Consider the following 22422-nt stretch of genomic DNA (forward strand, 5'->3'; position numbering starts at 1 on the left):
TAAGCTGATAGACATGGCTGAGGTAAAGCGGTACGACATACTGCAAATATATGCCCCAGCCTTTTCTCATGCTCTATTTCTTCGTCGAACTCACGTTAACTCAGTTGCAATAATACGACCGATGTTGCCATAACCACCAATGATGAGGATTTTTGAATTCACCATCTAAAAAAGGATTTGGAGAACGCTTTCCCGATATTACGCTTCATCTAGATGGATAGACGACAAATATGCATTAAAGCCCTTCACGAATTACAGCTTTGAAGTCACCGTCCTAATAAACAGCTTTTTTATCAACAACGCAGTTTGATAACTGGGGTGGAGTTAAGCGAGTCAGTTTGGATGTTCTAGACCCAATTCATTGGCCCTGTAGTTTGCTTCGCCATTCGTCCATGCATTTGTCAAAGTCCTTTTCTCGCAAGCGAATTAAGGACACTGCATCACCGTAAGACTCAACGCAATGTAGATTGTATTCATCTGAAGACAGAGATTGAAGCCCAGTCCGGCATTTGTCACTGACGATTATGGCAAGAGGCTTAGAGCATGGCGAAGGCATAAATCGACCAACATCGTGTATCCACTCCATTTCATCGCCCCAGCGATACTCAAGATCGGTGAAATCCATGATCAATGAAGGAGTAAACCATGCTGTTTGAACAGCATCCATAATTGCCGTGATGAATAAAGCATCAGATTTGCCTGCCGCACCATCGCGATACATACCAGAGAATTTCACCACAGCAAATTCAGGTGTGCAAAACCTTTCATGCGGCGCAAGTGCAATCGAGTATTTGATATCACTGAGGGCTTCGAAAGATACTGGGACAAGTGCCATTCATTCAGTCCAAAGTAACATAGCTGTGGTTGTGCGAAGAGGTACGACACGTTTGCAGTTAATTCTTTTTCTCTTCACAAGATTGCAATAACTATCCCATAAAGAACTCTGTGATCAACCAGTAACGAAATTTTATGACCAGGGACAAGTTAAGAGACACCATCTAAGTTGTATGGATTATAAGCGTCGATTATCACTCCAAGATCAGGTTATACGCTTAAATGGGTGAGAATTCTTTATGTTGCTTCAGCATCCGTGACTAAGGCACCCTCTAAACCTAGCCGCTCTTTAGCGAGAATTGCCACGATTGTTGCGATCGCAACCCTGATCAGCAAGGTCACTGGGGCCGCTCGCCAGATGGCCACCGCCGCCGTCTTCGGTGTTGGTCCCGCCGTTGGTGCTTATGGCTTTGCCTATGCCATTCCCAGCTTTTTCTTGATTCTCCTGGGCGGGATTAATGGTCCATTTCACAGTGCCATCGTTGGGGTGCTCGCCAAAAAAGAGCGCCGTGACGTCAAGCCAGTCATTGAAACGATCACCACTTTGCTGGTCATACTGCTGCTGACGGTGACTATCGGCTTAATTGTCTTTGCTGAACCCATTTTGCGATTAACGGCCAGTGGCCTGTTTATCTCCACAGAAGATGCCCTGCGCCAAGGCATCGATCCAGCCACCTATGCCATTACCCAACAAACTCGGCTGATTGCCATTACCCAGTTCAAAATCATGGCCCCCATCGCCTTGTTCTCGGGCCTGATTGGCATTGGCTTTGGGGCCTTGAATGCTGCCGATATTTACTGGATGCCCTCCATCAGCCCCATTTTCTCTAGCTTGGCGATGATGATTGGCCTAGGGCTGTTCGCACTCCATCTGGGACCAGCAGCCCCCTTATCAGCCAAGGCTCTGCTCGGGGGACAAGTCCTCGCCTGGGCAACCTTGGCGGGTGCAGTCGCCCAATGGCTGATTCAATTGCCCGTCCAGTGGCGGGCAGGTTTAGGAACCTTAAAGCCTCGCTGGCAATGGCAGCATCCCGATGTCCGAGCCGTTTTAAAAGTCTTGGGGCCTGCTACCTTTGCCTCTGGGATGCTGCAAATTAATGTTCAAATCGATATCTTCTTTTCTTCTCTAATTCCTAACGCCACTGCTGCGGTCTCTGCCTGGAGCTACGCTAATTTCCTGGTCATGGCTCCCCTGGGTATTCTTTCCAATACCATTTTGGTGCCCTTCTTTCCCGTCTTTTCTCACCTGGCAACATCTGGTCAATGGGACGACCTCAAAAGCCGCATTCGTCAGGGAATCGTGATGACAGCGGTGGCGATGCTGCCCTTGGGAGCGTTGATGATTGCCCTAGCCTTGCCTATAGTCCGACTAGTGTATGAGCGGTCGGCCTTTAATACCGAGGCATCACAACTGACCGCCAGTATTCTCATTGCCTATGGACTAGGGATGTTTGTGTACTTGGCACGGGATCTCCTGGTGCGGGTGTTCTATGCCCTGGGCGATGGCACGACTCCCTTTCGAATCAGCTTGGTCAGCATTTTGTTTAATATTCTGTTTGACTTCCTCTTCGTCAAACCCTTTGGCGCTCCAGGGTTAGTCTTGGCCACGATTGGCGTGAATGTGTTCTCGATGATCGCCATGCTCTGGTATTTAAGCCAGCGCTTAAGGGGATTAAACCTACACTCTTGGATACAGCCTCTGATCGGTCTGACAGGAGCTAGCGCTCTGTCGGGGCTGGTGGAGTGGGGGCTTTGGACCGGGACAAACACGGTATGGGGCAGCCAAGGGTTTCCCTTGCTGCTGATCAATCTAGGACTTTCAGCCCTGGGCGGCTTTACGATTTACGGGATGGTGTCTCAGCAGCTAGGCATCCCAGAAGTACAAGTTTTCACGACTCGTCTTAGAGCCAAAATCCCCTTTCTATAGAGCTGGGGAAGTCTGGCAAGGTACGTGTACGCTTTCCCAAAAGTTGCATTGAGTAACTGTTATATCCTTGCTGCGTCATTCACTGAAAGAACTGCCAGCTTTTCATGTCGCAACTGTTTCAAGCCGTCTTGGATTAAAGCAAAGATCACAACCCAGGCCACAAAACCAAGCGCTATTTGTTTTCCTAGAAAAGGAATTTCAATTGGGCTATTCCAGAGCATATGTAGCACGACTGATATGCCAAAAACTCTGACAAATCGAGGATCCTGAACCATCGAAAACCGAAATTTTTGGGTCCCTTTAATTTTCCACAGCACTGCAGCACTCATTCCTGTCCACACAATATGACCAAACGGGGCGAGTATTCCGCGCAGTAATATGACATTCAGCATCGCATCTGGATTCGATGACAATAATCCTGCTAACAAAGCATATCCGGCTGATTCAAAGGCGGCAAAGCCAGTCCCAATCGCTGCCCCAAACAACAAACCATTCAAGGTGTATTTATATCTAGGATTGTTGATGACTAGCATTAAAGCGAGCAGTTTTCCAGGTTCTTCAGCGATTCCGGCAACAGAAGCCCCCAACCAATTTAATGACAGGGTAGAACTGACTTGAAACAGAATCAGAGAAAAGATCAAAGATAGGATTCCACCTAAGAAGAGCAGGCGAATCACTTGATAGAGAGAGACATTTTTCCGAACATTCGCTTCAAAGAAAAAAATCAGCGTGGAAAATGGAATCGCAAACGATCCCACGATGATTAGCCCAGGAATCAAGTTCGGATTTTGAAATTCCCGCCAGGCAATCACAAAGCCAACGTAAACGGCGACCGCCCCGAGAAAGGTCTTAAAAAAGACCCAAGGTTTAGGCCAACTCGAGTCAACCTCTTCAATTGGGGGTGTCGTTAAAGCGGTACCAACGGTGAAATATTCTTCTACTTCATTCTCAGAATGCTTCTTAAACACCTCTGAGAACATGTCCTTGAGGCTAAATCCCTCCAGTTGTTCCACACCTGCTGCGTTGGTGATCCGCTCAGCTACCCCTCTCATCACCTCATTAGAGTTTATGCCACCCATATTTGAGGCAGGTTGTGAATTTTGCTCTCCCGTTGACTGGGGAAGGATAGGCTGATTGTTTTGTTGATCACTTCCCTCACTGGGGGATTGTTTCTCACTCACTCGCTTATCGGGGGTATGGTTTGCATCAGTCTGGAAACTGCTCTCATAATCGGCTTCAAGTCTACTCCTGAATGGATCCGCTCATCAATCGTCCCCCGGCCTCGCGCCCCTTCCAGGACCTCTCTCACCTAAAATATCCTGGGACCACTCCTGGATATCCCCACCCTTAGCCAACTTGAGCCTGGCAATCTTTACGGAATGGGTGCCCATAGGACTGAGGAAGCAGCATAGATCTTGAAGAGACAAGATTGACCCTGGTGAAATATTCTTTGCTCCCCAAGGTCCAGATATGCGCTTAAATAAGTGAGGATTCTTTACTTTACTTAAAATTTGTGACCGACTCAGCCCCCAAACGCCGTCGCTCCCTAGCGAGTATTGCCACCATTGTTGCGATCGCAACCCTGATCAGCAAAGTCGCGGGCCTCGTTCGCCAGCAAGCGATTGCAGCCGAATTTGGGGTCGGTCCTGAGGTTGATGCCTATAACTTTGCCTACGTTATCCCGAGTTTTCTGTTTATTCTGCTGGGTGGGGTCAACGGCCCCTTTCACAGTTCCGTCGTCAGCGTCCTCGCCAAACATCCCAAGAAGGATGCCGCAGCCTTAATTGAAACCGTCAATACCCTGGTTGGTATCTTGCTGCTGCTGCTAACCGCAGGGTTAATGTTAACCGCGGATCCGCTGATCACCATGCTCGCGCCAGGGGTCTCCACCGACGTTCACACCATGGCGGTAGAACAGCTACGTATTATGGCTCCTCTAGCCTTCTTATCCGGACTGATTGGCATCGGCTTCGGCACCCTCGTCGCCTCTGATCAATACTGGCTGCCCTCCATTAGTCCCCTGCTCTCCAGCGTTACCGTCATCATTGGCGTATTGTTTCTCACGGATCGCGTTGGAGCCTCCGTCATGGCTTGGGGAACATTAGCTGGCGGGCTACTGCAATGGCTCGCCCAAATTCCCGCTCAATGGGGGTCTGGCATGGGCACCTTAAGACTCCGATTCGATTTCAACCGACCCGGCGTCAAAGAGATCGGCAAACTGATGGGACCAGCTACCCTCTCGTCTGGAATGCTGCTGATTAGCGTCGCCATTAGCTTGTTCTTTGCCTCGCAATTACCGGAAGGATCTGCCTCAGCCCTAACCTACGCTCAGCTCTTATTTCTAACCCCTCTAGGCATTCTTTCCAACGTCATTCTGGTTCCCTATATGCCGATTTTTTCCCAATTGGCAGCCCCAGAAAGTTGGATAGACCTCAAAGACCGAATCCGCCAAAGCCTGGTGCTAACTGCCATGAGTATGATGCCAACAGGAGCGCTCATGTCCGTCTTAGCGCTACCTGCTGTGCGCATTGTCTATCAACGGGGCGCCTTTGATGATTCGGCGTCTCAACTCGTGGCCTCTCTCTTAGTGGTGTATGCCTTTGGCATGTTCTTTTACCTGGGCCGCGATATTTTTGTCCGGGTGTTTTACGCCCTGGGCGATGGCAATGTTCCCCTGATGATTAGTTTATTGGGCTTATTCTTTAACGCCATTTTTTGCTTCTTCTTCACCAAAACCTTTGGTGCTCCTGGTTTAGCTATGGCTACCGTCGGGGTCCAGGTCTTTTCTATGGCTGCTCTCGTCTGGATTCTCAATAAACGGCTGCGTGGACTACCTTGGGCTGCCATAGGGGGACCCATTTTAGCCTTGGCTCTTAGTAGCCTACTCTGTGGATGCACGGCCTGGGTGACCTTATATGGATGTCAGCTTATTCTTGGAACAGACGGAATTATCAGACAACTCATAGCTCTGAGTGTGTCAGCCAGTGCAGGGTTATTGGTATTTGTCGGATTAGTCATTCAGCTTAAGTTGCCGGAGATGGATTTCTTTGTCGATCGGTTGCGCCAAAAGCTCCCCTTTCTCACTCGTAAGTCTTAGTACCATCTTGCGCCATCCAAACCCAGAGTGGCGGCCTAGGCGATAGGATAATGCTGAGTATTGTTTTCTTAGCAAGCCCTATGAATAATTCCTATAACCCATGGACCTACAAACCTTGGTGGTGTCAGCCATGGTCCATTTTGGTGACAGGAATTACGCTCATTAGCGGGACCTGGTGGGTGACCAAAATTGTGTGGCTAACTATTATTGTGGCCCTTCCTGTATTGGCATGGATGGGCTTATTCCTAATTCTTTGGCCTCAAGCGATGAAGCAAGCGTATGCCGAACAGCAGCCAACCCATGAAACGGCATCCCCGCCTAGCGTGGACAGCTGATTCAGTTTAATGGACTACTGTTGGCTGCATGCCGTTTTAGGACAAAATATTTTGATTTTTTTTGATATATCAAGGCAATCTAATTGCTTCAGTCTTCAAAATGGGCTAGCTCTAGCTTTTGTTGAAGGATAAATTTTTTGGTTATATAAATGGCGGGTTGATCTCTTGAGAAACCTAAACATCAACAACCCTATATGTATTAGATACTACACTCTTGATCAAGGGCTTATCCATATATGTACGGATGACGCTTTTGGCGAACTAAGCGACTATTTTTATCATGGATCTTAACTGATGACAATCTTAAGAAATAATTCGGTTTGACCTAAATTTCGCCAAAACCATCATTTAGTATAAATTTTATTGATACTCTCAAAGTGCAAGTTGGGAGTGCCGCTATCGGGTTATTTACCTGTGAAGTGGGTTCTATCAATCAAGTCGGATAGTAGAATAGAGAGAACGTAGTAAGGTGCTCGATTTACGATCCTCACTCAACCGTCTGGTTCCGACCATTTTGAGTCTAAAATGACAAAAATTTTAATTATTGAAGATGAACCTCAAATTCGAGACATCATTCAAGAAATCTTGGAATGTGAAGGGTATCGAACCCTAGAAGCGGAAAATGGTCTAGCCGGTTTACAACTGGCGCAGCAAAGTCCACCAGACTTAATTGTTTGTGATGTGATGATGCCTGAGTTAGACGGATTTGATGTTTTACAGGGCATCCGTGACGATCCGGGTATTAGCAGTATCCCGATGATCTTCTTAACCGCTAAAACCGATCGAGCCAGTGTTCGTAAAGGCATGAATTTAGGGGCAGACGATTACATCACCAAACCCTTCACCCATTTAGAACTCCTGAGTGCAATCGACGCTCAGCTCAAAAAGCAAGCGCTATTGACTGAAAACTATACGCAAACGATTCAAGGACTGGAGGCGGGTTTAAACGCCCTCACTTATTATGATGCTCTGACGCAGTTACCCAACCGACGATTATTAACCGAACAGTTTCACCATGTTCAGGCTGAGACCCAAACAACAGGTACGCTAGATGCTCTTTTGCTGATCGGGATTGATCGGTTCGAATGGATTAGAAGTACCCTGGGTTACTCCTTTAGCGATCAGCTGATACTGGCCATTACTCAGCAGTTATCCGCCCATCGGTATATGGGCAATTATGCAATGGCGATGCTGGCTCGCATTGGCGCCGATCAGTTTGCCATTGTGCCCCGCAATGTTAAAGGTCACCCAGATTTAGACCAGTTTGCTCAACAGCTTCTAGAGATACTCTTGCAGCCCTTCTTTGTGGACGATCAGGAAATTTGTATTACACCCAGTATTGGACTGGCTTGTTATCCCCAAGGCAGCAACGATATTGAGACCTTGATCAGCAATGCTGAAATTGCGATGTATCAGGCGAAGGAGCAAGCTGGACCCAGCCATGAGTTCTATTTGCCGACCATGCGATCGCAACGATCCCAAACGCTGACGCTGCTGGCGCAGCTACGCCATGCCCTTGAGCAAGAAGAACTGAGAATTCATTATCAACCGCATATTGATTTACATACGGGCCATATTGTCGGAGCAGAAGCCCTGATCCGCTGGCACCACCCTGAATGGGGGATATTGTCTCCTAATCTATTTATTCCTATAGCAGAGGAAACACATTTGATCTTGGCCTTAGGGGAATGGGTGTTACGGAATGCGTGCCAGCAAGCCAAACAATGGCAAACGCTTTGTCCTTTTCCCCTCAATATCCTCGTCAATCTATCTCCTCGACAGTTGATGGACCCAGGATTGATCGAGAGGTTACAGCGCCTCTTAAGGGAGGAAGCCCTAGAGCCTAGTCATTTAATTCTGGAGCTAACTGAAAGTACGCTGATGCAGGATCCGGATCTAGCCTTGAAGATTATGCACCAACTTAAAGCCCAAGGGGTACGGTTATCTGTGGATGATTTTGGGACAGGCTATTCGTCTTTGAGCTACTTACAGCGCTTTCCCTTGGATATGCTCAAAATTGACCGTTGCTTTATTCATGATATTGATCAACAGCCTGCCAATGCTGCCATCACAGCTGCCATTATTCAAATGGGTCATGCTTTGGGGTTAAAAATCATTGGCGAAGGCGTCGAAACGCCCGCCGAACGAGACTTTTTGTTTGAACAGAAGTGTGATGGTATTCAAGGGTATTTAGTAAGCCAGCCTGTCCCTGCAGAGGAAGTATTGAGGCTGATTATGGACATCAATACCAGTACTTAGGACTGCCGATGCACCAAGGTCGCACCTGATTGGGCGGTCGGCAACACTAAAAGTTCACTCAGGTTGACGTGCGGAGGACGAGTGGCACAAAAGACCACCACCTCTGCAATATCTTCAGGGGTGAGGGGTGTGGTATCCGCATAGACTGCTTGCGCCCGATCCGTATCGCCATGAAAGCGCACTTCACTAAATTCAGTCTCCACTAAACCGGGATCGACCGAACTGACCCGTACTGGCGTTCCCAATAAGTCTTGCTTGAGTCCGTCTGAAATAGCTCTGACAGCCGCTTTAGAACCACAATAGACATTGCCTCTGGGATAGGTTTGGTGTCCAGCGATGGAGCCAATATTAATCACATGGCCTTGCTGACGCTGAACCATCCCCGGCACAACGGCCCGTGTCACGTACAGCAATCCTTTGATATTGGTATCGATCATTTCCTCCCAATCTTGGATGTTCCCCTCATAGAGCTTATCGAGACCTCGGCTCAGACCTGCGTTATTGACTAAAACATCAATGGCTGACCATTCTGCGGGTAAGGCTTGCAATTGAGCTTCGACTTGGGTGCGATCGCGCACATCCAACGACATCACATGAGTTTGCACGCCAAAGTCAGCCTCCAGCTGAGTGGCGAGTGCCTGCAGTCGAGACAGCCGCCGTGCGGCCAGCACTAGCTTTACCCCTAAGGGGGCAAAGGCACGGGCACAGGCTGCTCCAATACCGCTACTGGCCCCTGTAATCAATACGACTCGATTTTGCATGGATACCATGGCGGATAGCCTTTATGGAATAAGGGGATAGGCTCTCGTATCATTGAGCCAATACGAGAGCAGGGAAGGTATAAACAGCTAACCGGTGTTCTCACACCTAACTATTTACACCTAAAAAATGTTTCAACCTACTTTTGGCCCGCTTTGATGCACTCGGTCACCAACGAGCTGACCTTATCCACATCTTGCCATCCCAAAATTTCAGTCACCTTCTTTTCCAAGTTTTTATAGGTACGGAAAAACTCAGCGATTTCATCCAGACGATGGGAAGCGACATCTGCTAAGGATTTGACATCCACATAACGCGGATCTTCCTCAGGTACACAGAGAATTTTCTCATCGCGATCGCCACCATCGATCATCTCCAACATACCGATGGGACGAGCTGTAATCACACAGCCAGGAAAGGTGGGCTGATCCATCATCACCATGCCATCTAGAGGATCACCATCATCAGCCAGAGTATTGGGGATAAACCCATAGTCAAAAGGATAGTGAACTGAGGCGAAAAGAACACGATCCAGGGCAAAGGCCTGCATGTCTTTATCAAATTCGTATTTATTTTTGCTACCTGCGGGAATTTCAATCAAGACATTGATCAAACCCGGTTTGGGTTGAGCGGGTATTAAGGATAAATCCACAATTGTTCTCCAGATGTAAAAGTGGGATGGCCTTCAAGACCTTTGTTTCCGGCGTCCAGTGCCCTAAATATCGTTCGTATTAGGACATGGCAACGCCGTATGTTAAACACAACAGTGACTGAGACCCCGAAACACACTCTAGGAAATTGCGAGTTCTAACGTCAATATCCATCTTTAACCAATCTCATGATTTCAGCTAGCTCATTGACCTCAGCAATGGCGCAAGGCTACCACGGCAAAATCTCGCCATTGGCATGCCAGAAAGTGCCTGTATTGTCGAGATTAAGCTGATCGATACGGGCTAGCAACCCTTGTACCGATTGCATAGGCGTAATCCCTTGCGGATTAAAGCGAGTCATTCGAGTTTGCACTAACCCTGGATGAAGGATGGCAACGGCAACGCCCTTCGACTTTAGATCATGGGCCAGGGATTTGCCCGCCATACAGAGTGCGACCTTAGACATGCGATAGCCGTAAGAACTACCCGAAGTGTTATCCCCAATCGATCCCATCCGACTAGTCATTAAAACGACCTTGGCACCAGAGTGGAGGTTAGGCAATAAGGCATGGGTCAGGCGCAACGGACCAATGGCATTGACTTCATACTGACGTCGAATGCTCTCAATATCTAGATCTTCTAACGTCACCCGTTCTAGAATGCCCGCATTATGGATCACCCCATCAATCGATTGTCCATCCAAATGTTGAACAAGATCGGTCATTGAAGTATCTGAAGTGATATCCACATGGGTTTTGATCTGAACACCCAGTGCATCCAGATCCGCTGATGAGGTCCGGCAGAGGGCAATCACTTCATCGCCGCGCTGCTGCAGCTGTCGACAATACTCTAAGCCAATCCCTCGATTGGCACCAGTCACCAGATAGGTTTTCATCCTGTTGCTACCTCCATCACGATTGCAAAGACTGAATCCTGGGGACGTTCAGCGTTGGAGCATCAAGAAACACCCCCAATAAACAAGTATTATTTCAGTGCCACTCGGTTCTATGCACCTCAAAATGATGCTTGGTTTCTTCCCTTTGAATCATCCACCCATCGTGAATATCAGCCAAGACGATTCAAGCTGGATGATCAATCGGTTGCATGACAACATCCATCTGCCTGTGGATAAAATTTTTACAGCACGTCCAATCACATTGCAAGCGCCTAGAATTGCAATCCGCGCGTCTAACTTAGGAGGACTCATCCGTTCAAGGACCCAGCCAGGTTGGACTGTGGTGATCTACCCAATTGTCAAAGCAGCACAACAAACAGGCGACCTGTACTTTACCTTCGGAACAGGGACCTTAGACAGAGCCTGCTCATTGATGCGCTTTTTCTTGGACTTTATGAATGATTTACAAATGGAGTTACTGCAAAGAACAACCGATCTTGATTAGCCAAACTTGAGATTAGTCAAACTCGCCTGAGTTTGGACTCAAGCTAAAGACAGCCCCTCAGCAGGACGATCAGCAGCCCGTTCAATACAGGAGGATCATCAACTCAAATAGGAGCTTGAATGGATCAGTATGGACTGACGATGGCTAAACCAGCACGCCGATTCATTACCATAGAACACGTGGGAGACACGGACTATAGGTTTGATGCTGAAGGTTGGACAGGTCCTGCAAGAACGATACCAACTGCGAGAGCCGCTCAGGATGCAGCCCACTCGCCAAACCTGGTTAGCGGTAGACCTCCACGCAACAGGTAAACCGCCCTTCGTCGTTATTAAGTTTCTGACCTTTGGTCGAGGCGTGGCATGGGATGAATTGCAATTATTTGAACGAGAAGCCCAAGTGCTGCAACAACTCGATCATCCCCAAATCCCCCACTATCTCGATTCATTTCATCTCCAGACACCTGAACCTTGGTGGGGCTTGATAGAGGAATATATTCCTGGCCACAACTTCCAAACCTTGATTCACAAAAAGCACCGATTTTCAGAGTCTGAAATCTATGATGTGGCATCCCAAGTCTTAACGATCCTGACCTATCTTCATCGCCAGTCTCCTCCGATCCTGCATCGCGATATTAAACCCAGCAATCTGATCCTCAATCCTGATCACCAAATTTTTTTAGTGGACTTTGGAGCCGTACAAAACCAGTGGGCTTCTACGGGGTCCTTTACAGTGGTGGGTACCTATGGATATACCCCACTAGAGCAGTTCGGCGGGCAGGCTGTGCCCGCATCGGATTTATATAGTTTGGGGGCAACCCTCCTCCATCTATTGACGGGCATGGCCCCGGCTGAATTAGCCCAGCCAGATTTACAGTTGCGGTTTCACGATGGTCACAGACGAGTCGGCGCGTATGACATCCCCCTGAGCCGTCCTCTAGCCGCATGGCTAGAAAAAATGACGGCTCCCGCCTTGGCTGACCGCTTTGAGTCCGCTAGGGCGGCCTTATTAGCCCTAGAACGGTGCCGTTCCCATAAAGCAACGGTTGTCCTCTCATCTGTAGCCCCCCAACGACTTCAGATTGAGTCCCGCCCTGACTCAATCCAGGTGCGGATTCACCCCCTTTGGACGACGCCCTTATCCAGATTGCAAGATTTAGCCAGTATGACCCTTCTAACCCTCCTAGGCCCCCTGGCTCTGCTGATCTTGTCACTCTTGCCGTTGGGTGCAGTTTATACCCGTCAAGCGTTCACCACAGGCGATGTCAGCGGCATCAGTGTCGGGTTGTTGTGCTTGTGTTTGGGGGGAGTCTCTTGGGTGACGAGCCTGAACTGGATAAAAGGGAACCTTACGAGTACCTTCATTGAGGTTCTTGACTCTAACCTAACCATCCAATATCAACTGTTTGGCTGGACCTATTGGCAACGAATCAAGCCAATTACTGACGTTGCTAGCCTTTATTCCCTGCCTCTCTCTTCAGAAGAGCAAACGGTTATGCTTCGCTTTCACGGCCACTCTCCAATGCCTCTGGCCTATCAGTTGAGGCCTCCAGACAGCCAAGTCTTAATCGAGACTCTACAATATTGGTGCGATCTCACCAGATAAACGACACTGAAAATCCTATGGACCTCTACTCTCTGTTTTCAACATCAGTTGCTACCCTAGAGACTATTCTTTGCAGACAGGGAAAATGTAGGTTCTAGCAAGAGAGTGGTTGTAGTCTATGGCAATTAAAGGCTCTGACATCTACCCAGGCCAAAGAATTAAAATTCCTGCGTTTGTCCTTTTGGGCCTCAGTGGGGTTTTATTCGCGATTTACTGCACTGTCACGCTACGGGCAGATAAGTTCGCCCACCTGGCCATGAGCCTAGTGTTTTTATGTGCTGCCCTGTCTAACCTTTGGGATAATCGTCTGAGCCTCAAATTAGGAACTAATGCCCTATCCATTGCCATTGGCTCAGGTCTGGTGGGGGCTGTTCTGTATCAAAGCTGGCAGCCGCCAACCGGATTATATTTAGGCTTTGCTCCCTTTATCGTAGCCTTGGGGATGATGGGTTTAGCCTCTGGGGTCCAGGCTCTGGGCCAGTATCAGGTGGAATTAGTGACCCTATTTTGCTTGGGCGTCCCCAAACTGCTCTTGAAAATCTTGCCTGATATTTCCCCTTTAACCGCTCAGTTCTCAACTTACTTATTGTGGTATTCAGGATTTTCAGTCCAACTGACCGACAATGTTATCCGCTTACCGGACGGCGCTGTCCGGGTTGTGCCGTCCTGCTCTGGACTTAACTTAATTACCTATATGCTGGCTATTACAGCGATTTTTCTGCTGATGTTTCCCTTGCCCATCACAGCGAAGATTTGGGCTCCCTTTGTAGCGGTGATGCTCGGATTTTTTATCAATGGCATACGGGTAGCTCTATTGGCCCTCTTGTCGACTAAAAATAATCCAGCGCTATTTGACTATTGGCATAGCAACGAAGGGGCATTATTATTCGTCATGCTGACTGTTGTTCTGTTTGGTTTATTCTGCTGGTGGATAGTACGCCAAACAGAGCTAAATCTGCCTAAATAAATGCTTTAAGGGTGTAAAAGCAGGTGAAATAGTATAGTTAACTCCATGACTCAATCTAAATTAGACCGTTTATGGCGCTCCTATGCCAATCAATCTCGCTCCATTACGCTCGTTCGTTGGCTGGGCTATGGCCTTTTATTTTTAGCGCTCTTAGACCTCGCCGTCATTCTGATCCCCCTAAATCTTACAGATCCCGTATGGGAGTTTCGGAGCACCGGAGCGATTGTAGACCGTCTTCCAGTCCCGTTGATTGGCTTCGTGATGGTGTTTTGGGGCGGACAGGATTACCGTCGCCCCAGAGAGAGACTGATCCTCAAAGGATTAACCTGGAGCACCTTAAGTCTGGCGCTCGTCTTGTTAATCCTGATTCCGCTGTGTTTAGTCAACTCGATGCGCATATACAATTTCAAAGTCGGGAATATCAATGCCCTGAGGTCACAGCGCCTTGCCTTAGTTGAACGACTAGAGGACAAGTTAAGTCAAACCAATTCCGTTGAGGAATTTCAACAACTGCTGAACCAAGCCATGCAGAATCGTTCTGCCGTGCGATTGGATACGAGTCAATCCTTGTCGGTGCTGAAGGCTCAGATGCCGACTTACTTAGAGCCTGCAAAATCGGCGATTAAACAACAGGCCACCATTGACCAAGAGCAAGCGAACAGTGAACGGCCTGGTCTATTGAAACGGGCCGTTAAATGGTCGTTAGGGGCGTTGGTGGGTGCGGTGATATGCCTGCGTATTTGGCAAGAAACACGGTGGGCTCGCAAGAAATCCTATTTGTGAATAGGGCCGTACTGCTTGGAAAAAGGGGAAGGCTATCTGCTTATTTTGGGGCTTGTGCCACTTATATTCTGGGTTGCATTCTGTTTTGCGGAAAAGACATGTAAACTACCAATAGTTTCTGCTGCTTCCATCGACTTCCGTCATGTCAGCTCCTGAAAATTGTGATGATCCGTGGCAAACGCCATCATCTGATATAGATGCTGAGCTATTAAAAACATCTCAACGTCTAATGGAAAAGTCAGATGAACAATTTCCGCAGCCTGCCCCACCGCCTCATCCCGAGTTGGAGATGGCCCGCCAGAAAATTACTGAACTAGAGCTACAACGACAGAAAATCTTTCAACGGAATGTGAGCTTAACGGCTGAAGTAGCTCAGCTCCGTGCCACTAATCAACACTTAACGCAAGAACTGGCAGTATATCGGCAGCAGCCACCGCCCAAATCGGGCTGGTTTCGCCGCTTCTTTCGCCGCTAAACCTCTATTTACTGGCAAAGCGACGCACCGCAAATAAGCTGCCAATAATGCCGACAATACTGCCAAATCCTACAAGGATAAGGGGGAGAACCATCGTTTGCCAAGGTGTGAGCTGTAATCCTTCCCCCAGCGCTCGCAAAAAGCTGGGCTGTTGGGCAAAGGCAGCCTGGATAAACTGGCGGGTAACCACGATTAACCCCCAGGAAATCAAGGCACCCACTAAGCCAAACGTAATGCCCTGGAGGATAAAGGGTAAATAGATCCAGCTAGTTGTCGCCCCCACTAATTTCATCACCTCAATTTCTTGGTTGCGAGCCACCACGATTAAGCGAATCGTGGTGGTAATCACCGCAATGGCGGTCAAGGTCAGCAGCGCTATAATCCCAAGACTGATTTGGCTAAAGCCACGATTCAGTTGGGTGAGATGTTTGAGGGCTTCATCCAGATATTGAACATTCTCGACCCCGCGCAGCCGTGCAATTTGCCGGGCTAAGGACGGAACGGCCACAGCAGATTTGGCTTGGATTTTGAGGGCATCCACTAGCGGATTTTCACCCAAGCCTTCTGTGGCTCCGACAATATCCGTTGTCCCTAAATCAGCCAGCAGGTCTTGCCATGCTTGCTCCTTGGGAATGACTTCAATGCTGGACACGTCCGGGAATTGGGCAATTTGGGATTGGAACTCCTGACCGGAGGTCTCCGGCTGCAGATAAACGGCCACTTCGAACCGTGAGCCCAGCCGATTCAACACGCCACTGACTTGCCAAGAGGTTTGGAGACTGACGCCCAGGAGAAACAGCAGCACTGTAACAGTACTAATGGCTGCCCAGTTCATCCAGCCGCCACGCCGGAGTCCGCGCAGGGTTTCTTGCAGCAGATAGCTCAGCTTTGTACTCACCAACTTGAGCCGTTCAGGAACTTGAAACCGAGGAGAAGGCATTTAGAGCACCTGTTCTGCGGGGACCACCTGGAGTCGGCCACTGTCAAGTTGGGCAACGGGTGCTTTCACGGTTTGGATCAGTCCCATATCGTGGGTGGTAATGACGACGGTGATTCCCAGACTATTCAGTTTTTTCAGGATTTCTAAGACTTGTAAGGCATTATCTTGATCCAGATTGCCGGTCGGTTCATCGGCCAATAATAACTTGGGTGACCCCACAATGGCCCGAGCAATGCTGGCTCGCTGTTGTTCTCCGCCAGAGAGTTGACTCGGGAAACAATCGGCCCGCTTTTGGAGGCCGACTAGTTTCAATGTGGGTTGCAAGCGCCGCTCTATTTCGGCTTTGGGAACCCCTTGCGATCGCAATACAAAGGCCACATTCTCCGACACGGTCCAGCGAGGAATCAGCTTATAGTCCTGAAACACCACACCTAATTTGCGCCGTAGGTGAGACAGTCGATTGCCCTTGAGCAGACCAACATTGGTTCCCGCTACACGCACTTCACCCCGATCGGCTCGCTCAGCCCCATAGATCAACTTCATCAGGGTCGTTTTACCCGCACCTGAAGCCCCCGTTACAAAGAGAAAATCGCCTTGTCGCAGGGTTAAATTAATATCCAGCAAACTAAACCGTGTCTGTGGATATACTTTGCAAACGCTACGCAGTTGGACCGTGTAATGGTCATTAACGGGGGTTTCAACTTGAGCTTGCAATCGTTGAAAAGTTGAAGACATGGTGGAAGTGGAAAAAATGGCTGGGATCATTTCAATTTAACTAAAAATATCCATCAAGGAGCGCCAGGCAAACTGTGGCAACGCCAACATCCGCCGCCATCGCCAGGGTTCCTGGTAGAGGCGATAGACCCATTCCAGGTTATTGTCACAGAGCCAGCCTGGGGCCCGGGTTTTGGTTTCTGCCCAAATATCGAAACTGCCACCGACGCCAATCCAAACCGAATTGGGGCAGAGATGCCGATGTTCAGCAATCCAGAATTCTTGCCGAGGCACGCCGAGGCCCACAAAAATTACTTGGGGTTGCAGTTGCTGAAGGGTCTGGCAGAACTGATCCATTTCTTCACCGGCAACATAGCCATGCTGAGTGCCAATAATGTTGATCTGGGGAAGTTGCTGCCGCCATTTCTGGGCAGCCAGCTCCGTTACCCCTGGTTCTCCGCCGTAGAAAAAGAAAGAATATTGTGAGGATACAGCAGCTTGCAAAAGGGCTGCTGCCATTTCTATACCGGGACAACGGTCAATTTTGCGCCCCCGCAGGCGAAAATGCATCACCACACCGGCTCCATCTGGAATCACCAGATTCGCATTCTGAATCACCTGAGCCAGTGCTGGATTGCTGCGGGCCTGCATCGTCATCTCTGCATTCAAGGTGACCACATGAAGTCCCTGGCCCTGATCGATTTGGGTCATCAACCATTGCACATAGTTCGGTAGGATATCGACGGATAATCCTAAGATGGGTAATGATTCGGGTTGCTCAGAGGTTAAGGACTTTTGCACCAGTTTCATTGCCTACGTTTCAAGTCAGGTTGATGGCTGAGTTTTTGGGTTGATCTGCGATCGCAATCAAACGCTCTTTCTCTCAAGAGAAAACAAGGTCACTGTAATCGTAGGTTACCCAAGGAATTTACTCATCTTGCCATTATCGCCTAAGCTTGACCGGAGATGACGTAATCTAACCAACAACACGCCATAACTGACATTCTTGAGTTCTCATCAGACGCCTTATACATGCCCAGTTTTATTGGGCGGCATATCTTGGAGTTTTGCAGCGAACACTCCTCCAACACCCCTTAGCATTGTTCTTGCCATTGGCTTTTCCTCTACGGTCATTAACCACCCTTGCCAGCAGAATATAGCTGGTCAGCCAGTTCACCAATCTCGTCTAGCATGGTCAGAGCGGCCAGCCAGTGCTTAGGGATGTCTCGAACGCCATAAAATGCCCCCGCAATTTGGCCGCAGATTGCAGCAGTTGTATCCGCATCATCACCTAAATTAGTTGCCTTAAGAACCGCCTGTTCGTAGGAGTTTGTGGTCCAGAAACACCAGAGAGCGGCTTCTAAACTCTCGACGACATATCCTGAACCACGAATATCATCCATCGTTTTATTCTGGTACTCTCCCTTGGCAAGGACTTGAATCGTAGGAGAGGGAAACAAGTCTGACTCAGTCGCAAAAAGAATATCTGAGGGAGTGGCCCCTAACAGAGCCCGTAAGAGTAAATCTGCAAATAAACGGCTGGCATCCATACATTCTGTCGCACCATGTGTTGTGAGTGAACTTTCACCGGCAAAATATAGACTGCGATCGCGATCGGGGAAAAAGAACATCGGAATCGGTGCCAGCCGCATCAAGCAGCCATTCCCTGCAGCGTTTGGGTCAGTAGACCCACTGAAGGGGTTGCCAGATATCTTGTATTGACTTAACGCCTGACTAACGGTGTTGCCAATATCAAAACATTGGCCCGTGCTGCTGAGATAACCCTGCTCATACCAGTTGCAGTAGCGATTCATCTGATCAACAGCATCAAACCCGCCAACGGCGATCAGGCTCGTGGCAAGACACAAAGCCATCGAGGTATCGTCCGTCCATTGTCCTGGCTGTAGATGAAAGGGACCTCCACCCACCATGTCATCGACAAGGGAAAAGGTACCGCGTGGTTGAAACTCAACAGTTGTCCCAACCGCATCACCGACTGCCAGCCCTAATAAACATCCTCGAAACCGCTCTAATACATCCATAGACCTTACTCAGAGGGTATTGGGTAGATGAGCAGAACGCTTAGGGACAATCAGAGCCTAGACTCATGAGCCAGATCGCACCTCATGGTTCGCCCAATCCATGGCTCAATGACTTGAACTAATCATCCACAAAGATATAGCGATACAGATCTTCGGGTTTGGGATCAGGGCTCTCTTCCGCAAATTGCACCGCTTCTTCGATCAAAGTCTGGATTTTTTTGTCAATATCCGTTAGCTCTTTCTGGCTTGCGAGTTTTTGCTTCACCAAATACCCTTGAAACTTTTGAATTGGGTCACGGGCCAACCATTCCTCCTTTTCTGCGGCAGATCTGAGTTCATCAGGATCGGCCAAAGAGTGACCTCGGAAACGGTAAGTCAGCGCTTCGATCAGCGTGGGGCCTTCACCAGCACGGGCTCGTTCAATGGCGGTTTGGGCAACCTCTCGCACCGCCAAGACATCCATGCCATCGACTTCGACCCCTTCCATGCCAAAGACTTTGGCCTTTTTGTAAATTTCAGTCTCTGAACTAGCGCGCTCATGGGCCATACCAATCGCCCATTTATTATTCTCCACCACGAACAGAATGGGCAGTTTCCAGAGTGACGCCATATTCAAGCACTCAAAAAACTGACCATTATTACTCGCCCCATCCCCAAAGAAACAAGCCGTGACCTGATCAGAGGCCGCATCTCCCATCGCTTCTCGGCGATAGCGACTTTGAAAGGCAACGCCTGTGGCCACGGGAATGCCTTCGGCCACAAAGGCAAATCCACCAATTAAGTTGTGTTCAGAGGAGAACAGGTGCATGGACCCGCCCCGCCCTTTACTACAGCCTGTTTCTTTACCAAAAAGTTCTGCCATCACTTGACGAGCAGGTACACCTGCACTCAGGGCATGAACGTGATCGCGATAGGTGCTGCAGATAAAATCGTCAGGGCGCATTGCCTTGGCAATCCCAGTCGAAACCGCCTCTTGACCGTTATAGAGGTGAACAAACCCAAACATTTTGCCGCGATAGTACATCTCAGCACATTTATCTTCGAAAGCTCGTCCCAACACCATATCCTCATAGAGGACTAACCCTTCATCACGGGTAATGCTGATTTTGGGGGTAGAAAATTGGGGTCGAACTCTTTCTTGAACCATTGATGTATAGTGTCCTCAGTTGGGTTGATGTTGCCGAGACTGGATTAGACTATCGAGTCAAAAAGCAACGTCTAGCGTTAGGGAATGCTTAGATCTCAATAAACCATCGTCATGACTGGCAAAGAGGGGCTGATGCATTGTCAACCTTCTTGTTAAGCTGCTATGAATATACGTTACTGAATCTCTTTAGAGTATACGGTTACAAGCAGCAGGTTATGATATTTTCAAATGTCTTGCTGTCTCATAAGCTGGATTACTCATCTGTCGTTCACTGCCGGTACAGGGCTCACAAGGATACTAAATTGTGCGTATTCCTTTAGACTTATATCAAATTTTGGGTGTACCCATTCAAGCAACACCAGAGCAGATTGAACAGGCCTTTGCGGATCGCTGTCAGCAACTTCCCCGACAAGAATATTCTAAGGCTGCGATCGCAGCTCGGACTCAACTTCTGCAAGATGCTTATGCAGTTCTATCCGATCCCGATGCCCGCACAGCCTATGATGGCTCTATTTTAACGGACTCTGGTGATCCAGACACCACAGGAATGGAGCTGCAAGAGTCGCAATTGGTGGGCGCGTTGTTGTTGCTGCAAGAGCAGAGCGATTACGATCGGATTGCTCAGCTGGGTTCTGCTTACCTTCAACAGTCTATTGATTTAAATCGCCTGCCTTCCAGTCAGGGGTCCGATCAAGATGTGATCTTGGCGATGGCCCTCGCCAACCTAGAAGCAGGGCGAGAATGTTGGCAGCAAAAGCAATTTGAAAAGGCTTCAGACGTCTTACGGTCTGGTTTAAAGCTATTGACACAAGAGCAGTTATTTCCCTCCGTTCAACAGGAAATCGAGCTAGATCTTAAGAAACTGCGTCCCTACCGAATTTTGGAATTGTTGGCTGCGCCGGAAGCGGATACGAAAACGCGCCAACAAGGCTTTACCCTGCTACAGACAATGCTGGATGAGCGGGGCGGCATTGATGGGCCAAAAGATGATCGATCGGGGTTAAGCGTTGATGATTTCCTCCGATTTATCCAGCAGCTCCGTTGCCATCTGACGGTGCAAGAGCAGCAGAAACTGTTTGAAGCAGAAACTAAGCGCCCCTCTGCCGTCGCTCATTACTTGTTGGTTTATGCCTTAGTGGCCAAAGGCTGCGCTCAGGGAGAGCCGGACTATGTGCAGCAAGCCAAAGCGATGCTGACTCAGCTCGCGGATCGCCAGGATATTCATGTAGAAAAGGCCATGTGTTATCTGCTGCTGGGCCAGCCCGGTGCAGCCATTCAATTGTTGCCCCTCAGTCGCGACCAAGAGTCACTGGAGTTTATCCATCAGTATTCTGAAGGGGCTGAAGACTTAGTTCCAGGGTTGTTCTTATATACAGAACGGTGGCTACAGCAGGAGGTGTATCCCTACTTTAGGGATCTGTCAGACACCCCTATCTCTCTCCAAGACTACTTCAACGATCAGCATATTCAAGACTATCTCGATACGTTAGCACCTGAGCCCGTATCACCGCGAATGCCTGCAGTCACCACCTCCGCAGACTTACCGCGACTGGCCACAGAGGGTACGGAAACACTGACTTCAAGCAAAGCATCCAGCAAAGAAGGCCATCTACCGGCTCAGACGACCTATCGCCAGAGTAAGAGTCGGTCCAAGCCACGGCAGCCGACCGTTAAGCAAAACGTTACGCCTCTATCCTCTACCAGCAGCATGGGGCAACCGCCTATAAAAGCGAAGACGCCTTCTAGCCCTGTTAATGGAGGACTGGGTCCGATCTCTACCCAGCAGGACAAACGTTCTTCTCAGCTCAATACGCCTGCTGAAGAGGCTCCACCCGCGCGATCTCAACTGCAATACCGTCGATGGTTTATGGCGGCAGGAGCTGTAGCCCTAGTGTTGTTAGCTTTCTTTGGCCTCATTAGCCAGTGCTCTCGCCAAGAAGAGCCCGTGCCAGATGCAGAGAATTCAGCCTCTGAACCGACTGCACCGGTCACCCCTGACCCGATTCCAGCTAGCCCTAGCGTGAGTCCATCGGCACCCACTAGTCCACCCGTCGCCAGCCCCACCCCGTCGCCAGCCGCAAGTGATGAAGTCACCACGGCGAGTGCTCGACAAACCATTCAATCTTGGCAAACGGCCAAAGCTGAAGCGATGGGGAAAGATCATCAAATCGCCTCCCTTAAAAATATTCTGGCAGAACCCAGCCTCTCAGAATGGCAAAGGGGGGCTCAATCCGACCGCGCCAATCGGGTTCATTTGGAATATACCTTTGATGATTTGAAAATCAATTCGATTCAGCAAAAAAGCCCCACTGAAGCCACGGTCGAGGCAACGGTGACTGAGACGGCAAAGGTCTTTGAAGGGGGGCAACAAACCACCAATGCCTATACAGCGGATACCTATCGTGTCCGCTATGAGCTAGTGCGGGAACAAGATCAATGGAAGATTAAGCAAATGCGGGTGCTGAATTAAGTCCTCGTCGCTTAATCG

At 49.0% G+C, this 22422-nt stretch carries 20 protein-coding genes; 10 read left to right on the top strand and 10 right to left on the bottom strand.

Features of this window, described 5'->3' with window-relative positions:
* Window positions 1-358: 358 nt before the first annotated feature.
* Complete coding sequence (locus Q0986_RS09115) at window positions 359-835, bottom strand: hypothetical protein (RefSeq protein ID WP_299408384.1); 477 nt, start codon at window positions 833-835, stop codon at window positions 359-361.
* A gap of 255 nt (window positions 836-1090) precedes the next feature.
* On the opposite strand from Q0986_RS09115, the gene murJ (Q0986_RS09120) reads away from it, so the two are divergent.
* The gene (gene murJ, locus Q0986_RS09120; protein ID WP_299408387.1) at window positions 1091-2761 is read left to right on the top strand and encodes a murein biosynthesis integral membrane protein MurJ; all 1671 of its coding nucleotides are present in this window, start codon (window positions 1091-1093) and stop codon (window positions 2759-2761) included.
* A gap of 59 nt (window positions 2762-2820) precedes the next feature.
* Here murJ (Q0986_RS09120) and Q0986_RS09125 read toward each other — a convergent pair whose 3' ends face one another.
* Window positions 2821-3942 carry a PrsW family glutamic-type intramembrane protease gene (locus Q0986_RS09125; protein ID WP_299408391.1) on the bottom strand — a complete coding sequence of 374 codons (1122 nt, stop codon included), beginning with the start codon at window positions 3940-3942 and terminating at the stop codon, window positions 2821-2823.
* Window positions 3943-4274: 332 nt separating this feature from the next.
* Between Q0986_RS09125 and murJ (Q0986_RS09130) the strand changes: the two genes are divergently transcribed.
* The 3 genes from murJ (Q0986_RS09130) (at window position 4275) to Q0986_RS09140 (ending at window position 8452) form a co-directional block, all read left to right on the top strand.
* The gene (gene murJ, locus Q0986_RS09130; protein WP_299408395.1) at window positions 4275-5858 is read left to right on the top strand and encodes a murein biosynthesis integral membrane protein MurJ; all 1584 of its coding nucleotides are present in this window, start codon (window positions 4275-4277) and stop codon (window positions 5856-5858) included.
* A gap of 80 nt (window positions 5859-5938) precedes the next feature.
* The gene (locus tag Q0986_RS09135; RefSeq protein WP_299408398.1) at window positions 5939-6193 is read left to right on the top strand and encodes a DUF6737 family protein; all 255 of its coding nucleotides are present in this window, start codon (window positions 5939-5941) and stop codon (window positions 6191-6193) included.
* A gap of 525 nt (window positions 6194-6718) precedes the next feature.
* Window positions 6719-8452 (top strand): EAL domain-containing response regulator, encoded by a 1734-nt coding sequence (locus Q0986_RS09140; protein WP_299408403.1) that lies wholly within the window; start codon window positions 6719-6721, stop codon window positions 8450-8452.
* Here the strand turns inward: Q0986_RS09140 and Q0986_RS09145 are convergent.
* The 3 genes from Q0986_RS09145 to Q0986_RS09155 form a co-directional block, all read right to left on the bottom strand.
* Window positions 8449-9222 (bottom strand): SDR family oxidoreductase, encoded by a 774-nt coding sequence (locus Q0986_RS09145; RefSeq protein WP_299408407.1) that lies wholly within the window; start codon window positions 9220-9222, stop codon window positions 8449-8451. The genes Q0986_RS09140 and Q0986_RS09145 overlap by 4 nt on opposite strands.
* Before the next feature lie 128 nt (window positions 9223-9350).
* Window positions 9351-9863 carry an inorganic diphosphatase gene (locus tag Q0986_RS09150; protein ID WP_299408410.1) on the bottom strand — a complete coding sequence of 171 codons (513 nt, stop codon included), beginning with the start codon at window positions 9861-9863 and terminating at the stop codon, window positions 9351-9353.
* A 227-nt stretch (window positions 9864-10090) separates the two neighbouring features.
* The gene (locus Q0986_RS09155) at window positions 10091-10756 is read right to left on the bottom strand and encodes an SDR family oxidoreductase (protein WP_299408415.1); all 666 of its coding nucleotides are present in this window, start codon (window positions 10754-10756) and stop codon (window positions 10091-10093) included.
* A 112-nt stretch (window positions 10757-10868) separates the two neighbouring features.
* On the opposite strand from Q0986_RS09155, the gene Q0986_RS09160 reads away from it, so the two are divergent.
* The 5 genes from Q0986_RS09160 (at window position 10869) to Q0986_RS09180 (ending at window position 15091) form a co-directional block, all read left to right on the top strand.
* Window positions 10869-11261, top strand: a complete 393-nt coding sequence (locus tag Q0986_RS09160; protein ID WP_299408419.1) for a hypothetical protein — start codon at window positions 10869-10871, stop codon at window positions 11259-11261.
* 204 nt (window positions 11262-11465) lie between these two features.
* Complete coding sequence (locus tag Q0986_RS09165) at window positions 11466-12866, top strand: serine/threonine-protein kinase (RefSeq protein WP_299408424.1); 1401 nt, start codon at window positions 11466-11468, stop codon at window positions 12864-12866.
* A gap of 118 nt (window positions 12867-12984) precedes the next feature.
* Window positions 12985-13833: a cyanoexosortase A gene (crtA, locus tag Q0986_RS09170; protein ID WP_299408428.1), complete on the top strand. Its 849-nt coding sequence runs from the start codon at window positions 12985-12987 to the stop codon at window positions 13831-13833.
* Between the two features lie 45 nt (window positions 13834-13878).
* Window positions 13879-14616, top strand: a complete 738-nt coding sequence (locus Q0986_RS09175; protein ID WP_299408432.1) for an HpsJ family protein — start codon at window positions 13879-13881, stop codon at window positions 14614-14616.
* Between the two features lie 142 nt (window positions 14617-14758).
* Window positions 14759-15091, top strand: coding sequence for a hypothetical protein (locus Q0986_RS09180; RefSeq protein WP_299408435.1), 333 nt, complete (start codon window positions 14759-14761; stop codon window positions 15089-15091).
* A 4-nt stretch (window positions 15092-15095) separates the two neighbouring features.
* Here the strand turns inward: Q0986_RS09180 and Q0986_RS09185 are convergent, their stop codons facing one another.
* From Q0986_RS09185 to pdhA, 5 genes are all read right to left on the bottom strand, one after another.
* A complete protein-coding gene (locus Q0986_RS09185; RefSeq protein ID WP_299408439.1) occupies window positions 15096-16031 on the bottom strand; it encodes a permease-like cell division protein FtsX in 936 nt (311 codons plus the stop codon).
* Window positions 16032-16796 (bottom strand): cell division ATP-binding protein FtsE, encoded by a 765-nt coding sequence (gene ftsE, locus Q0986_RS09190; protein ID WP_366918549.1) that lies wholly within the window; start codon window positions 16794-16796, stop codon window positions 16032-16034.
* 6 nt (window positions 16797-16802) lie between these two features.
* A complete protein-coding gene (locus Q0986_RS09195; RefSeq protein WP_299408447.1) occupies window positions 16803-17555 on the bottom strand; it encodes a WecB/TagA/CpsF family glycosyltransferase in 753 nt (250 codons plus the stop codon).
* A gap of 323 nt (window positions 17556-17878) precedes the next feature.
* Window positions 17879-18787, bottom strand: a complete 909-nt coding sequence (locus Q0986_RS09200; RefSeq protein WP_299408451.1) for an ADP-ribosylglycohydrolase family protein — start codon at window positions 18785-18787, stop codon at window positions 17879-17881.
* A 118-nt stretch (window positions 18788-18905) separates the two neighbouring features.
* On the bottom strand, window positions 18906-19934 hold the full coding sequence (gene pdhA / locus Q0986_RS09205) for a pyruvate dehydrogenase (acetyl-transferring) E1 component subunit alpha (RefSeq protein ID WP_299408455.1): 1029 nt from the start codon (window positions 19932-19934) through the stop codon (window positions 18906-18908).
* A 304-nt stretch (window positions 19935-20238) separates the two neighbouring features.
* On the opposite strand from pdhA, the gene Q0986_RS09210 reads away from it, so the two are divergent.
* Window positions 20239-22404: an IMS domain-containing protein gene (locus Q0986_RS09210; protein WP_299408459.1), complete on the top strand. Its 2166-nt coding sequence runs from the start codon at window positions 20239-20241 to the stop codon at window positions 22402-22404.
* Window positions 22405-22422: the final 18 nt, after the last annotated feature.

The organism is Acaryochloris sp. IP29b_bin.148 (assembly GCF_028285565.1).
Lineage (GTDB): Bacteria > Cyanobacteriota > Cyanobacteriia > Thermosynechococcales > Thermosynechococcaceae > Acaryochloris.